The sequence below is a fragment of the Roseofilum sp. KMC-1 genome, from assembly GCF_057802075.1.
Genome location: NZ_CM173605.1, coordinates 2,248,193 through 2,264,035 on the forward strand (window position 1 = coordinate 2,248,193; position 15,843 = coordinate 2,264,035).

General features: G+C 47.4%; 13 protein-coding genes. 8 read left to right on the forward strand and 5 right to left on the reverse strand.

Translation table 11 applies throughout. The annotated features are described in order from the left end of the window. Window positions 1-420 precede the first annotated feature (420 nt). Both AC3FZD_RS10480 and ppk1 read left to right on the forward strand, forming a co-directional pair. Window positions 421-1,878 (forward strand): alpha-amylase family glycosyl hydrolase, encoded by a 1,458-nt coding sequence (locus AC3FZD_RS10480; RefSeq protein ID WP_488740070.1) that lies wholly within the window; start codon window positions 421-423, stop codon window positions 1,876-1,878. Between the two features lie 206 nt (window positions 1,879-2,084). Then, complete coding sequence (gene ppk1, locus AC3FZD_RS10485; RefSeq protein ID WP_488740071.1) at window positions 2,085-4,265, forward strand: polyphosphate kinase 1; 2,181 nt, start codon at window positions 2,085-2,087, stop codon at window positions 4,263-4,265. Window positions 4,266-4,374: 109 nt separating this feature from the next. Here the strand turns inward: ppk1 and AC3FZD_RS10490 are convergent, their stop codons facing one another. After that, window positions 4,375-4,575: a hypothetical protein gene (locus tag AC3FZD_RS10490; protein WP_488740072.1), complete on the reverse strand. Its 201-nt coding sequence runs from the start codon at window positions 4,573-4,575 to the stop codon at window positions 4,375-4,377. A 289-nt stretch (window positions 4,576-4,864) separates the two neighbouring features. Here AC3FZD_RS10490 and AC3FZD_RS10495 point away from each other — a divergent pair, with 289 nt between their 5' ends. The 3 genes from AC3FZD_RS10495 to AC3FZD_RS10505 all read left to right on the forward strand — a co-directional run bounded on the left by AC3FZD_RS10495 (window position 4,865) and on the right by AC3FZD_RS10505 (window position 7,290). Next, on the forward strand, window positions 4,865-6,376 hold the full coding sequence (locus AC3FZD_RS10495; protein WP_488740314.1) for a phytoene desaturase family protein: 1,512 nt from the start codon (window positions 4,865-4,867) through the stop codon (window positions 6,374-6,376). A 189-nt stretch (window positions 6,377-6,565) separates the two neighbouring features. Continuing rightward, window positions 6,566-6,961, forward strand: coding sequence for a tetratricopeptide repeat protein (locus tag AC3FZD_RS10500; protein WP_488740073.1), 396 nt, complete (start codon window positions 6,566-6,568; stop codon window positions 6,959-6,961). A gap of 92 nt (window positions 6,962-7,053) precedes the next feature. Next, window positions 7,054-7,290: a type II toxin-antitoxin system HicB family antitoxin gene (locus AC3FZD_RS10505; protein ID WP_488740074.1), complete on the forward strand. Its 237-nt coding sequence runs from the start codon at window positions 7,054-7,056 to the stop codon at window positions 7,288-7,290. A gap of 409 nt (window positions 7,291-7,699) precedes the next feature. Here AC3FZD_RS10505 and AC3FZD_RS10510 read toward each other — a convergent pair whose 3' ends face one another. The 3 genes from AC3FZD_RS10510 to gloA all read right to left on the reverse strand — a co-directional run bounded on the left by AC3FZD_RS10510 (window position 7,700) and on the right by gloA (window position 12,099). Next, window positions 7,700-9,634 (reverse strand): bifunctional serine/threonine-protein kinase/formylglycine-generating enzyme family protein, encoded by a 1,935-nt coding sequence (locus AC3FZD_RS10510; RefSeq protein WP_488740075.1) that lies wholly within the window; start codon window positions 9,632-9,634, stop codon window positions 7,700-7,702. A 151-nt stretch (window positions 9,635-9,785) separates the two neighbouring features. After that, window positions 9,786-11,495 (reverse strand): DUF2079 domain-containing protein, encoded by a 1,710-nt coding sequence (locus AC3FZD_RS10515; protein ID WP_488740076.1) that lies wholly within the window; start codon window positions 11,493-11,495, stop codon window positions 9,786-9,788. 217 nt (window positions 11,496-11,712) lie between these two features. Continuing rightward, the gene (gloA, locus tag AC3FZD_RS10520; protein ID WP_488740077.1) at window positions 11,713-12,099 is read right to left on the reverse strand and encodes a lactoylglutathione lyase; all 387 of its coding nucleotides are present in this window, start codon (window positions 12,097-12,099) and stop codon (window positions 11,713-11,715) included. A 114-nt stretch (window positions 12,100-12,213) separates the two neighbouring features. On the opposite strand from gloA, the gene eno reads away from it, so the two are divergent. Both eno and AC3FZD_RS10530 read left to right on the forward strand, forming a co-directional pair. Continuing rightward, on the forward strand, window positions 12,214-13,506 hold the full coding sequence (gene eno, locus AC3FZD_RS10525; protein WP_488740078.1) for a phosphopyruvate hydratase: 1,293 nt from the start codon (window positions 12,214-12,216) through the stop codon (window positions 13,504-13,506). Window positions 13,507-13,729: 223 nt separating this feature from the next. Next, window positions 13,730-14,488, forward strand: coding sequence for a phycobilisome rod-core linker polypeptide (locus AC3FZD_RS10530; protein WP_488740079.1), 759 nt, complete (start codon window positions 13,730-13,732; stop codon window positions 14,486-14,488). Here AC3FZD_RS10530 and AC3FZD_RS10535 read toward each other — a convergent pair. Next, window positions 14,456-15,418, reverse strand: coding sequence for an RluA family pseudouridine synthase (locus AC3FZD_RS10535; RefSeq protein ID WP_488740080.1), 963 nt, complete (start codon window positions 15,416-15,418; stop codon window positions 14,456-14,458). The two genes, AC3FZD_RS10530 and AC3FZD_RS10535, sit on opposite strands and share 33 nt — an antisense overlap. A 157-nt stretch (window positions 15,419-15,575) precedes the next feature. Here AC3FZD_RS10535 and AC3FZD_RS10540 point away from each other — a divergent pair, with 157 nt between their 5' ends. Continuing rightward, entirely contained in the window at window positions 15,576-15,743 is a 168-nt protein-coding gene (locus tag AC3FZD_RS10540; protein ID WP_488740081.1) for a hypothetical protein, read from the forward strand. Window positions 15,744-15,843 lie beyond the last annotated feature (100 nt).

Here is a 15,843-nt window from a genome sequence, read left to right on the forward strand (position 1 = left end):
GGGGAAACTGAAACAGGGTTATTCATCGCGGCAGCTTTCTTGATTCCATTCAATTTTGGAGAACCGTATAAATCCTACCCATTGGGCAACGGAAGTGCAAGCCTAAGCGATCGCCACTTCAGGTGATACCGCATTTTTCTGGCTCTCTCAAGAACATGAATGAGATCAAGTCCAGCTAAGGGTAAAAGAGAAGCGGGCAAGATGCCCGCACTCCTGGAATCCCTTGATATTACTGGGGAGGAAGCGTCTCGCTCCCCCTATCCCCCTATTCCCCCATCCCCCCATCCGTCAGGATTAGCACTCCAGATCCCACCGATAATGCTAATTGGTGCAGTACACCAAGATACAATAAACTCATAGACTTAAAATTTGCTTTCGTTGACTCTGTTTTCCATTAACCCACTTTTAATATCTTTTACTGTGAATCCAACCCTTTATCAACTCAACATCCGCTTAAGACTCCACGATCTTTCCCAAGAATTAAACCGTCCCACCACCCTAAACGACATCCCCGACAGCGAACTCGATCGATGGGTAGCCCTAGGATTTGATTGGATTTATGTCCTAGGCATCTGGGAAACCGGAATCCTAGGTCGGCAAGTATCGCGCACTAACCCCGAATGGATTCAGGAATATAAAGAACTTCTACCCGATCTCACGGAGAGCGATATTTGTGGCTCTTGTTTTGCCATTAAAGCCTATCAGCTCGATCCCAGTTTTGGCGATCGCCACCTACTCAAACAATTTAGCGATCGCCTCCATCAACGCGGACTTAAACTTCTCCTCGATTTTGTCCCCAACCATACCGCCCCCGATCATCCCTGGGTACAAGAACATCCCGACTTCTACATCCAAGGAACCCCAGAAGACCAGCAACGGGAACCCCAAAACTACACCCAAATTGCCCAACAAGCCATCTTTGCCCATGGACGAGACCCCTATTTCTCCGGCTGGCCCGATACTCTACAACTCAACTATGGCAACCCCACCGTTTTAAGCGCCATGACGGCTGAATTACTCAACATCGCCCAATTCTGTGACGGAGTACGCTGTGACATGGCCATGCTCATTTTACCCGACATTTTTCGTCGCACCTGGGGCATTATCGCTCACTCCTTTTGGCCCGCAGCCATCCAAACAGTGAAACAACAGCACCCCAACTTTACCTTCATGGCAGAAGTCTATTGGGGATTAGAATGGACGCTACAACAGCAAGGCTTTGATTATACCTACGACAAGCGTCTCTACGATCGCCTCCATAGCCAACAAGCCTCTGCCGTCCGCGAACACTTTAGCGCCTCCTTAGACTATCAACAGCGCTCTGTCCGCTTCCTAGAAAACCATGATGAACCCCGCGCTGCCGGTACATTTCCCTTCGGTAGCCATCAAGCCGCCGCGCTCCTGACCTATCTATGTCCAGGATTAAGATTTTTCCACCATGGGCAACTCCAAGGATGGACACAAAAAGTATCCATCCATCTCTGTCGCAGCGCTAAACAAACCCCCAATCCCGCCTTAGAACACTTCTATGAGCAACTCCTGCAAACCTTGAGTCATCCCGTTCTGCGTGAAGGACATTGGCAGCTTTTACACTGCTCTCCTGCATGGGAATATAACGGCACATGGGCTAATTTTATTGCTTTTGGCTGGCATACAGAACAGCAGGAACGGGTGCTAGTGGTGGTCAATTATGCCCCCTATCCCGGCCAATGCTATGTCCATCTGCCTTGGGATTGGCAACCCGTTATCTATGCACTCCAAGATTTAATCAGTTCCGCCTATTATGAACGACAAGGGGAGGAATTATCCACCCAAGGACTCTATTTAGATATTCCCCCTTGGAAAGGCCATGTTTTTGCGATTTCGGCGATCGCCTAAACTGGGAAAAAATGAGTTTGTCTCTAAACCATTACTGTTGAGAATTAACCTATCCTCAATTCCCACTTAATCATCACTTAATCCTATTTTCCGATTTCTCTCTATAGGGTAAAATACAAATCAATTACCCAACTCACCCCCTCAACCCCTTTGCATCAGGTGAGATCGGGCATTTCCTATCCTTTGCTCTTTACCTCCTATTCATAATGGTTAAACCCAAAAAATCCAACACCACCATCGATCTCAACGATCCCCAATACTACTTGAATCGAGAACTCAGTTGGCTAGAATTCAATAAACGAGTTTTACATGAAGCCTTCGATCCGCGTACTCCCTTATTAGAGAAATTAAAATTCCTCGCTATTTTTAGCAGCAATCTCGATGAATTTTTCATGGTCAGAGTTGCCGGATTAAAAAAACAAGTCGAAGCCGAAGTTCATCAATTAACCCCCGATGGCCGCACCCCAGAAGAACAACTGATCGCCATCAGCAAAGAGTTACATCCAATCATCGCAAAACAACATCAGCATTTTCACCATAATCTCAGACCCAAGCTCATTGAAGAAGGCATTCACTTAGTTGATTATATTGACCTTAATCCAGAGCAACGCCTCTATTATCAAAATTATTTTGAAAAGCAAATTTTCCCCATTTTAACCCCCTTAGCCGTCGATCCGAGTCATCCTTTCCCCTATATTTCCAACCGTAGCCTTAATTTAGCCGTTTTAGTTAACGATCCAGAAACCAATGAAGATCACTTTGCTAGGCTCAAAGTCCCCAAAACCCTCCCTCGTTTTTTAGAATTGCCTCCTGAGTTATATAACCCCAGCAGCGATAAAGGTAAAATTCGTTGGATGGGAGTTCCCTTAGAACAAATTATCGCCCATAATCTGGAACCCTTATTTCCAGGTATGAATATCCAAGAATATTATCCTTTTCGGATTACTCGCAATGCCGATCTATCCGTTCAAGAAGATGAAGCCGATGATTTACTTTTAGCCATTGAGCAAGAATTGCGTAAACGTCGCATTGGTGGGTTGGTTGTCCGGATGGAAATTATGATCAATACGCCACCCAAAATTCGCGAGATGTTAATGCAGGAAATGGGATTAAAAGAAGAAGATATTTATGAAGTAGAGGGATTAGTGGGTCTAGGGGATTTAATGAGTTTAATGGCACTGCCTTTGCCTCATCTTAAAGATCCAGAATGGTCTCCTAGAGTCCCCCATCATCTTCATGCCTTGCGAGAGCTTCAAACCGATTCTTTTTCCCTAGAACAAGAGGAAGGGCCAAGCATTTTTGAAGTGATTCGAGAGCGGGATCTGTTTTTCCATCATCCCTATGATTCTTTTAGTTCTACGGTACAACGCTTTATTACCGAAGCGGCCTACGATCCGAAGGTAGTGGCGATCAAGATGACATTGTATCGAACTTCTGGAGATTCTCCCATTGTCAAGGCTTTGATTGCCGCAGCCGAAAATGGCAAGCAAGTGGTGGCATTAGTGGAATTGAAGGCTCGATTTGATGAGGAGAATAATATTCAATGGGCCAGAACTCTAGAGAGTGCTGGGGTGCATGTGGTCTATGGTTTGGTAGGCTTGAAAACCCATACAAAGGTGGTGATGGTGGTGCGCCGAGATGGGGATCGGATGCGCCGTTATGTGCATATTGGCACAGGAAACTATAATCCGAAAACAGCTAAATTATATACAGACTTGGGGATTTTATCCTGTCGGGATGAGTTGGGTGCTGATTTGACCGATTTGTTTAATTTTTTGACGGGATATTCTCGACAACGGTCTTATCGCAAGTTGCTGGTTGCTCCAGTGAGTTTGCGCTTGGGGATGATGAAGTTGATCGAACGGGAAATTGAACATGCTCGCAATGGCCATCATGCTCGAATTGTCGCCAAAATGAACTCTTTGGTCGATCCCCAAATTATTGCGGCTCTCTATCGAGCATCTCAGGAAGGAGTGCAAATCGATCTGATTGTACGGGGGATTTGCTGTTTGCGACCGGGAATCCCAGGGGTGAGCGATCGCATCCGAGTTATCAGTATTGTAGGTCGCTTCTTAGAACATGCTCGGATCTTCTACTTCCACAACCAAGGCGCTGAAGAGTCCTATATTGGCAGTGCTGATTGGATGCGTCGTAATCTCGATCGACGGGTGGAGGCAGTGACTCCCATTGACGATCCAGAGATTCAAAAAGATCTACAAGAGATTCTCGGTGTGATGTTGGCTGACAATCGTCATGCATGGGAGCTTCAGCCGGATGGAGCCTATGTCCAACTTCAGCCCCCTGAAAATGTTGAACCTCAAAGTTCGCAAGATATTTTTATGAAAATGTCTGAATTAGGCCGAAAAGGGGCCTTACATGGCATTTAAGGTTTAGGTCTGTCTTGGGTCGCTCAACTCCATTAGATCCCTGAATCAATTGCCACTTTTTTTACAGAAATAGGAGGTCTAATGGGGATGAGAGTAACCACTCGCCGGTTCAAGTGACCAATGAAACGACCCCTGCCATCAAAGCCACAATGACGACAATGACGGTCTTATAGAGCTGTAGGGTGGTTAAGTCCAGGGGGGAAGATAATGAAGATTGAGAAATCACCGATTCAGGGAGATCGATTTCTTCAGGACTCTTTACAGAAGAGAGAGTACGTTGATATTGTATACCGCGATAACGCAAATTCATCGCTGTTGCCTCATGAAAGTCTAAAATAGTGATGGAGTTTGAATGACTCAGGTGTTGCTTGAGTCTTTCTGAGTGGATCAGTCACCCGATTCTTGGGCATCCGATCGCAATCTTTCTAAGAGCTTCTTTAAATGGGTTTACTCAATGATCCATTGAGTTTAAAGAACTCTTAAAACTTATCTGTCATATTATAGTTTACTTATGTATCTAGGGCAACTTTTTGGATAAAACTTCTTAGGGTTTGCATAGTGTAGATGTGAAGTGTGCAAGTAGACTCAAGGATTGAATGATGTCAGACGCAGATGTGATCGTCATTGGTAGCGGTATTGGGGGATTAGTGGCGGGGGCACTACTGGCTTACCATGGGAAACGGGTGATCATCTGTGAAAGTCATGGGGTAGCTGGAGGAGCGGCCCATGGTTTTGTAAGACAAGGGTTTCGGTTTGATACGGGGCCGTCGTTTTATTGTGGTTTGAGCGATCGCCAGTCTCTGAATCCTCTGGGCCAAGTGCTGAAGATTTTGGGGGAACGGGTGGAGGCGATCGCCTACGATCCCTTGGGCCATTATCATTTTCCCGATCGTACCTTACCTATCTATAGCCAGAGCGATCGCTACCAAGAAGCCTTAGCCCAAATTACTCCCCAAGGAGCCAAGGAACTGATCGCCTTTCAACGGCCGCTTCTAGAACTCTATGATGCTCTCAGGCAAATTCCTACAATTGCTTTGCGATCGGACTGGCAACTGCTCCCGATTTTGGCAACCCGCTATTTACCAGCTCTCTGGCAACTGCTTCCCCACTTGGGCCTTCTTAATCGTTCTGCGGGCCATATTTTAAATCGTACCGTTCGAGACCCTTGGGTGAGACGACTGATCGATCTCGAATGCTTTTTACTCTCTGGTCTTAAAGCTGAGGGAACCGTAGCGCCAGAGGTGGCTTTTATGTTAGGGGAGCGCGATCGCTCCGTTGTAGACTATCCCCTAGGCGGTAGTGAAGCCATTATCAACGCTCTCGTGAGGGGATTAACCCGATTTGGGGGTCAACTGAGACTGGGGGCCCCGGTGGAAAAAATCCTAATCGAGCAAGGACGAGCGGTCGGGGTGCGGTTACGAGGGAAAGAAACACTGACTGCGCCGATTGTCATTTCTAATGCCACCCTTTGGGATACTTACACTCAGTTGTTATCCCCGGAAGACCTCCCCTCTGCCTATCGCCAAAAACAGCTTGCTACCCCAGCAGTAGAGAGCTTTATGCACCTACACTTAGGGATTCGCGCCGATGGCTTAGAGGGATTAACCGGCCATCATGTGGTGGTTCATGCTGAGGATGGGGAGATTACTACCCCTGGCAATACCTGTATGATTTCTATCCCCTCGGTTTGGGATAAACTCTTGGCTCCAGAGGGCTATCATTGCATTCATGCCTATACCTTAGAACCCTTTGCCGGATGGAGTCGCGATCGCGGCTATGCAGAGCGAAAATCTGTCAAATCCCAACCCCTTTATCGAGCTTTAGAGCGAGTAATTCCTGATATCCGAGAGCGCATTGTTCTAGAGTGGGTGGGGACTCCCTTAACCCACTCCCGTTATCTGCGCCGCCACCAGGGAACCTATGGGCCGGCGATCTCCCCCGGACAAGGAACCTGGCCCAGTTGCCATACCCCGATTACGGATTTATACCGAGTCGGTGATAGTACCTTACCCGGTATTGGCGTTCCGGCTGTGGCTGCTTCCGGGATTTTATGTGCAAATACCCTGATTTCTCCCCAAGCCATTCTAGAAGTTCTCGATAAATATCAGTAAATTTACTTTTTTTTTCTCAACAATAAAGGTTATATGGGGATACTTTCTGCTTAGGGGGTCATACCCTTATTCCCATTTTTCTTTTCTCGGAACATACTCAATGATAGGAGCATTTATTGTCTAGGTAATCTTAGCACTTAACAGTGAATCTTAAGGTAAAAATCGGTATAAGAAACGAGGTAATTAGCAATGACCAAAACACTAATGAGCCAAAATTATGCCCAAAAAGCCGAGCGCTGTATCGAAGAAGGAAACTATGTAGAGGCGATCGCCCATTTTGACCGCGCTCTGATTTTCGATCCGCAAAACATCGACCTTTGGATTCAGCGAGGATGTGCCTGTACCCATCTCCACCACTATCAAAAAGCCCTCTGGAGTTTTGAAGAAGCTCTCAATCTTAATCCTGAAGATCCGACTCTACAGCTCTTTCGGGGCGTATGTCTCCATCATTTGCAACAATACAACCAAGCCTATCAAAGTTATAGCCAAGCCCTTGGCCAACAATCCCATAACCCCTTCACTTGGGTACGCCAAAAAATATCCCTCCTCTGTGAAACGGGGAAAACTCTGGTCACTCAATTCTAGAACGCTAGGAGCGATCGCCTATTGACTTCATCATGATTCCCTTTGATGCTAATAAAGAACAGCGACCCACCGAAACATAGGAGGCGTTGGCTGTGATTCAAGAGTATCTACAAGAAGCCATGGAAAAAGCAACGTATGAATTCCTGGAAGAAGAAGGATTTTATGGGTCTGCTGGTGCGGCTGGAGTCTGGGCAACGGGTGCGACTTTGGAAGAATGTCGCCGAGAGCTGTTAGGAGTGTTGGAAGAATGGGTATTAATTGGTCTTGCTAGGGGGGATGAACTGCCCGCATTTGATGACGTGCAGTTGAAGGTGGAGTTAGTCGGATAATGCCTGTTTTTGGCCCCATATCCCGCCGCAAGTTAGGGGCAGGTTAACCCCTATCCCCCAATTCCCACCAATAACCTGGGTAAACCTGCCCCCAACCCTTAGCGGTAGGGGGCGGGTTTAGAGAATTGATTTGTGGGTGTCCTCAATCTGGGTAAAACCCGCCCCTACAAAATCCATTTTTAATTTTTTCGGCTGTCGCCGACATGAAAATTTTTAATTTTTAATTTTTAATTTTTAATTGATTTGACTTTCCCCCCATTCTCTGCTAACCTAGGATCTATAGTCAGGAAATGTGTCCGCATATATATAAGAGCAGACCCCGATTTTTCCGAAAAATTTTTCCGCCTTCGGCGGGAGAAGAGAAAAAAGAAAAGCAGGGTAGAGGAAAAAAGGAATAAAGAGTAAAGGGCTAGTTCGTCATCGCCAAGGGACAAACCACGCGAAAACCGCAGTTGAGGTTCCTATTGACCGCCGCAAGCGAGACGCGAGACCGAGCGCGACAATTATCAGAATTGTTGAGCCAAGAACCCCCACGAAGCAGCCAGGTATTTAGTTCATGACTAGATAGCCATATACTCCCATCAGTAGGAGCGTTATTATAATTATCATGCCAATGGTCAGCACACCACTCCCACAGGTTGCCATGCATATCATACAAGCCAAACCCATTGGGGGGAAAACTACCTACCGGGGTGGTTTCCTGGCGGTATTCACCTTTCGGCTCATCCGCGTAGGTGTAACTCGACCCATCAAAATTAGCGAGATTCGTAGTCAGGGTTTCGCCAAAATGAAACGGAGTCGTGGTTCCGGCGCGACAGCCATATTCCCACTCTGCTTCTGAGGGCAAGCGATAGGAATTTCCCGTATATTGGGACAGCCTAGCGCAGAATTCCTCGCAATCATACCATGAAACTTGTTCTACGGGCAAGCTTTCTCCCTTAAAACGAGAAGGATTAGACTCTAGGGCACGCTTCACCTGGGGAAACGACGCTACCCTGAGCCATTGCGCCTGGGTGACTTCAAATTTGCCCATATAAAACGGCTGCACCGTCACCGAATGCTGGGGACTTTCTCTATCACTTCGTCCCTTTTCCTCCGGTGGCGAACCCATGAGGAATGTTCCCCCCGGAATCGCCACCATATCTAAAAAGACACCTTCTCCCAAATCTTCCTGAAAATACTGCGCTTCCCTCTCTTCCTGTGCAACAATTTCTCCCCGACGGTTCACCGTCACCACTTCAAACCGAAAGATGGGCAGTTGCGGTTCCTCTGGTTCTGGTGGCGCTTCCACTACTGGTTCTGGAGTAGGTTCCGGCTCTGGTTCTGGCACTATTTCCGGCTCAAAACTCGGTTCCAGTTGCCACCCATCCATCAGCGAACGAGCCATTAAACTGCCCGCAAACCCCAAACCCACCAAACCCACCCCTTGAATGACGCGCCGTCGCATGGGGCTAGGTACAACCGTTGTTGTAGGCGGTGCTACGGGTGGCGGTGCTACAGGTGGCGGCTGTACGACATTCCTCCTTCGCAGTTCTTGCACCTCTTTTAAGGCTTCTTTCGCCGACTTGTAGCGCTGACGAAAGTCATAATAGACCATCTTCTGCAACACCCGCCTCAGTCCCGTGCTGGCATGAGGGGCAAGGTTTTGCACCATTATTTCTCCAGTTTGGGGGTCTGGTTTTAAATCAGGGGAGGGTTTTCCCGTTAATGCTTCTATCGCTGTTATCCCCACTGCATAGATATCGCTGGCAAATGTGGGATTTCCTGCCGCTTGTTCGCTCGGCTGATATCCTGGCGTGCCAATACCCACGGTTAACATCGTGTGTCCTCCTGGCTGGTTCAACTGGGAGAGGACTTGCTTAACTGCCCCAAAGTCAATTAAGAAAATTCGGTTATCACCATTGCGCCGCATCAAGTTAGCCGGTTTAATATCCCGATGAATCACCCCATTTTGATGCACAAATGCCAAGGGGGTGAGAATACCTTCGAGCAGTTTCAGTACCTGCTCCTCTGACCAAGGTTTTCCCGGTTGTATCTCCTGAGTCAAATCATGGCCTGGGATATATTCCTGAACCAGATAAAATTCTCCGCCTTCCGTAAAATAAGCCAATAATCGCGGAATTTGCTCGTGACTTCCCAATTGTTGCAGCACCTGGGCTTCTGTCTCAAACAAGCGCTTGGCCAGTTCCAAGTTGTCGGGGTCATTATACTGAGGCTGGAGTCGCTTCACCACACAGAAGGGATGTCCGGGAAGGTGTAGGTCTCGCGCCTGGTAGGTGATGCCAAACCCTCCTCGACCGAGTTGTTTGTCTATCTGATAATGTCCCGCAAGCACTTGTGACATTTCAATTCAAAATTAAAAATGATGGGGTGGGTGATGCCCAATTTTAGTATAGTACCCAGTCCAACCGTAGGGGCGGGTTTTACCCAAAATTTAGGATACCCATCCTCTCCATTTCGGTAGGGGTGGGTTTCAAACCCACCCCTACCCTGTCTCAGGACACTTGCGGTTGATTCAAAATCGGTTGAATGGATTGTTCATATTCTTGCCATTCCTGTAACTCCTGGGGAACAGAATTAACCCCTTTTTGCATTAAAATCACCCCATTGATAAACTCAGTCACGCCATACTGGGAAGTCGCCAGGAGATGATTAATTAAATCCACATGGATGTTGAGAGACTCCCTATCTTCTTCAAATGCGGATTGATAGCGCACCAAACGCCATAAATCAGCCACCAGATAATCTACCGTTTCCACTTGCCCATTATCGCCCCGAATAAACACAAAGGGAGAACGGATAATTTCGCGACGACTGGAAAGATGGGGAACAATATAGGTGGTTGCCGCAACACTGGCATCGTCGGGAATTTGACCGATAACCTGATAGATTTCCCGGCTTCTTTGCCATTGTTGGAGGGGAGAGACATAAACCCATGGCTCCACGGCATCGGGCACAATGAAGTATAGCGTGCGATTGGGATTAGCGGCGATCGCCAAAAAAATCGAAGTGCTAAGACAAATCGCCCATACCCGCTTAGAAACTCGGCTCAGAGAACGCGGTTGACGGGGTTTATTCGGCTGAAAAAAATTATTAAATCCTTCCCCAGACCACCATAAAATCGCCCCATAACAGAGGCCCGGAACCAAAGTTATAGCATAGCGCACATTAATCGAGAGTAGGGAAGTTGTCTGACCAACCAGTAATTTCAGCAAGGGAAACCCGGCAATAATCCAGGAAGTCGGCGCAACTACAGGCACAAACATCAAGGGCAACCATTGGGCAATAATATACCTAAAGGTCAGTGAAAATGGGGTCACCAATTCGATCGCCAATTTCCCCGGATTCATTAACATACCCCGAATAATATCCAGGGTTGACGCTTCCTCCGCATCGGTATATTGGCCAAACTGCTCCAGCATAAACCGCTTAGAAATATCATCGGAAAACAGGGGCATGATCAGATTGGTTAAAGCCAAAATATACCCAAAACTCAGTAAACATACGATCGCCCCAATCCGAGGAAACCGGCGGCTCAAAATCATGTACATGCCCACCCCAAACAGAGCAATCCCCGTATCCTCACGAACCGCCAAAATCAAAGGGCACATCAGCGCAAACAGCCACCACCAGCGCTTTTCCATCGCCAGCAACAGGGTAAACATAAACAGGGGCAACTGAAAATTATCATGGAAATTACACAGAGTTGGCCCAATTACCGCATGGGCCCCATAATAGCTAAATGTAATCCAGCGAGCTGGAGTCGGCTCCAAATATTGCCGAGCCAGCACATACAACACCAAACCCGCCGCCGAAATTACTGTCACTAATAATACAGATAGGGTAGCAGCTTGGGGAAACCAAGAATAGAAGGGCAACCAAAGCAACAAAGCCGGGGTAAAATGCTGTCCCAACCGGTGATAACTCACATCCGGCATTTCCCCAGCATGAACCACATTCGTCGAAAGCTGGGAAGAAAGACTACTTTGGAAGAAATTACCCTGGACTCCATTCCACATCACCTGGTTAAAAATGCCCTGATCGTAGGACGAATAAAACGTGAAATGGCGATGCAACACCAACGCCATACAAACCGTAAAAAAAAATCCCCCGACCATCAGCAGGGGTTTCCATTCATCAACTTGAAGGGGGGTTACGTTTCTCCCTTGCTCTTTCATATCCGCTTGCGGAAAATTGGCAGTCATATCAAGTTCTTTTAAACAATTGTTATTGCGATCGCCGGGACGCGATCGCTAAGATTTGGATATACAGAAGTTTTCTTTCTCTATGGGGTACATCTCGATCCCCCCAACCCCCCTTAGAAAGGGGGGCAGTAGAGAAAGTCCCCCTTTTTAAGGGGGATTTAGGGGGATCGAGGATCGATCTGTATCTCATCAAGTTGAGAAAGACTATACTTATTCCTTAGTTTTTAATTTGAATCAGTTCCACTTTATAGCCATTGGGGTCTTCCACAAAAGCAATCACCGTAGATCCATGTTTCATCGGCCCTGGTTCCCGTACCACTTTACCCCCTTTGGCCGTAATTTGCTCGCAGGTTCGATAGATATCCTCTACCCCTAGGGCAATATGACCATAGGCATCACCGAGATCGTACTGGTCTTTACCCCAGTTATAGGTCAACTCCAAAACCGTATGATCCGACTCTTCCCCATAACCGACAAAGGCTAGGGTAAACTCTCCGCCTGGATAGTCCTTCTGGCGCAGCAGTTTCATCCCCAAAACCTCGCAATAAAACTTGAGAGACTCTTCTAAGTTTTTCACTCGTAACATGGTGTGCAAAAATCGCATGGTTTAATCCCTAAGTTTCAATCCCAAATACTTTCCAAAATTCAAGGCGGATTGGCTATCCATGGCGTATTCTAACAAACGTTCCCTATACAGAATAAGGACAACTCTAAGATTATGCCTGAACTCGACACTGCGATCGCCGAAATCAACGCCCGCGAAATTCTTGACTCTAGAGGCCGCCCCACAGTAGAAGCAGAAGTCTATTTAGCCAATGGTGCTATGGGTTTAGCCCAAGTCCCCAGTGGCGCATCAACGGGCAGCTTTGAAGCTCATGAACTGCGAGATGATGACCCCGCTCGCTACGGTGGCAAAGGGGTATTAACCGCCGTTCGCAACGTTAAAGAAAAAATCACCCCAACTCTAATTGGGGTAGATGCGCTTAATCAACGGTTGGTTGACCATCTGATGATCGACCGGGATGGCTCCAGCAACAAGAAAGAATTGGGTGCAAATGCGATTCTCGCTGTTTCCCTGGCTACTGCCAAAGCAGCCGCCGAAACCCTAGGATTGCCCCTATATCGCTATTTGGGCGGCCCTTCCGCCAATGTCCTCCCGGTTCCCATGATGAATGTGATCAACGGTGGGGCCCATGCAGACAATAATGTAGATTTCCAAGAATTTATGATTGTCCCCCATGGTGCATCCACGTTTAAAGATGCTCTGCGTTGGGGTGCAGAGGTGTTTGCTTCCTTGAGTAAGGTGCTTAAAGAGCGCAATTTACTCACGGGAGTTGGGGATGAAGGGGGATATGCACCCAATTTAGAGTCTAACCAAGCGGCCCTGGATATTCTCATGGAAGCGATTACTAAGGCTGGGTATGAACCCGGAAAGCAAGTTTCCCTTGCCCTAGATTTAGCAGCCAGCGAGTTCTACGATCATGGCAATTATGTTTATGATGGCTCGTCTCATTCGGCGGAAGAGTTTGTGGACTATTTGGGGAGTTTAATCGATCGCTACCCCATTGTTTCCATGGAAGATGCTCTCTTTGAAGATGATTGGGACAATTGGAAACTCGCTACGGAAAAATTAGGCGATCGCATCCAACTCGTCGGCGATGACTTATTTGTGACCAATCCCACGCGCCTGCAACAGGGGATCGATCGCTCCGTCGCCAACGCCATTTTGATTAAGCTCAATCAAATTGGCTCTCTGACGGAAACCATGGATACCATCGCCCTCGGTGCTAGATCCAGCTATCGCTCCGTCATCAGTCACCGCTCTGGAGAAACGGAAGATACCACGATCGCCGATTTAGCCGTTGCCACCAACGCCGGTCAAATTAAAACCGGTTCCCTCTCCCGCAGCGAACGGATCGCCAAATATAATCGCCTGTTACGCATTGAAGACGAACTAGGCGAAATGGCCGTTTATGCCGGAACCGTCGGTCTAGGCCCCAAGATCGGCTAGAGAGATAGGGAGATAGGGGGATAGGGGGATAGGGAGGATTGCCTTTTGCTGATTCCCCGTTCCCCACTCCCCTACATTAAAAATTATTAAGATACCTTGCATTAAATCCTCAATTACTCTCCCTATTTTCTGTGGAAATCTTTCTACAAGTTGGGCCAAAGTTTGATATATAGTAAACAGTTAAGGAATGTAAGTTTTTCTAAGATTCGGGAGATATATCAAGGTGGCAATTCCTTTATTAAACTACTCTCCAAAAAGTCAAAATGTGCGTGTTGCTGGCTATGAAACCGGTTCTGAAGAGCAGCCCATTATTTTTTCCACGGAAGATCTGCTCTCTGGCAGTGGCCTGGATGAATTAATCTGGGCTGCCTATCGCCAGGTTTATAGCGAACACCAAATTCTGAAGCAAAATAGACAAACCGCCCTAGAGTCTCAACTCCGGTATGGTCAAATTACCGTGCGGGATTTCATTAAAGGTTTAGTCACCTCCGATCCCTTTATGCGTCGGAACTTTGAAACCAATAGCAACTACCGCTTTGTAGAAATCTGCGTCCAACGCTTGTTGGGCCGCGATGTATACAGCGAGCGGGAAAAAATTGCTTGGTCGATCGTGATTGTAAACAAAGGTGTAGCTGGATTTATCGATGAACTCTTAGAGAGCGATGAATATCTGGAAAACTTTGGCTATGATACGGTTCCTTATCAGCGTCGGCGGGTTCTTCCCCAACGGGCAGTAGGAGAAACTCCTTTTAACCTGAAGACTCCTCGCTATGGAGCCTATCACCGTTCTCAGTTGGGCTTCCCCCAAACGGTTTGGCAAAACCAAATCCGCAAGTTTACGCCCCAAGAGAAAGTACCTTCTGCTGGCAGCCCTGTTGGTTTCTTAGATATGGCTAAGTCTATCGGCAGTGCCCGGCCCGGAGGAGTTGGACGGGTTTCAACAGCGAATTTACCGATCGCTGCTCCTTACCGCAAGTCCTAATCTTTGTCTAAGGACTTGTAAAAGTTTATTAAATTCTGGGGGTGGTGGAGCAATAGCTTCTATCCACTCCTTTTTTGTGGGATGTTGTAGGCAAAGTCGCCAGGCATGGAGGGCTTGTCCAGAGAGGTTAACGCCGAGGGAGCGGTTGCGACTATAGGTGGCATCTCCGACGAGGGGATGACCGATAAAGGCGCTATGGACGCGGATTTGATGGGTACGGCCGGTTTCGAGTTGGAACTGGATCAGGGTGTAGTTACCGAGGCACTCTTGCACTTGCCAATGGGTGATGGAGGGACGGCCGCCTTTTTCTATGGGCACGATCGCCATTTTTTGCCGATCGCCAGGATGTCGGCCAATGGGTTGGTCAACGGTTCCGCTCTCGCTGCTGGGGGAACCATGGACAATACCGAGATAGTCGCGACGAGCGGTTTTGTTCTTGAGTTGAGCTTGGAGATGATAAAGAGCGGTGTCGGTTTTGGCGATCGCCAAAGCGCCTGTAGTATCCTTATCCAGTCGATGGACAATTCCCGGTCGCTGCTGGCCGCCAATGCCCTTTAAATCAGGACAATGGGCTAAAATCCCATGGACTAATGTCCCCGTTTCATGACCGGCGGAGGGATGCACCACTAAGCCAGCCGGTTTATTGATAATTAAGATTTGCTCATCTTCATAGAGAATATCCAGGAGGATATCTTCCGGGATCAGGTCAACCGGTTCTACGGGGAGCAACTCTAAGGTAATGCGATCGCCTGGTTGTAGAGCCGTTTTCTTCAGTTGACAGACGCAATCGTTCACCTTCACCTGACCGCGATCGATCAATTTCTGGAGACGGGAGCGGGAAAAATCCGGTAACTGCTCCGAGAGATAGCGATCGAGGCGATCGGCTTTCTGCTTGACTTGAAGATCAATTATTTCCAATGAATTCACCATCAAAAATATAGCGCTATAGGCTGGTCATGGCTCATGAGTAATCGGTTACTCAATAGCTTGAATCACTACTTTAGAATAAGTGGTTTCTCCCCCTATGTCACTTTAGAAGAAAAGCGGTAAAGTTAAGATATTCAGAGTTTAAGGGTGCATATACACAATGAATAATCTACCGAAACTGCTCCAGATCCTTTTGGCGATCGCCGCTATTAATAGTGTAGGCTGTTCCCCACAAAACCCAAACATCATGAAACAGAACCTTGCCATTGATTGTTGCCAATGCTGTGATGACGATGGCAATAACTGTAAATGTTGTTTATGCGGATAACCTCGCCTAACCCCAAATGCTTAAATTTTAGCAATTCTGCCCTGAGTCATTCAACTGACTCTATTTTTATAAGTCATTAAATATACTGAATATCCAACCC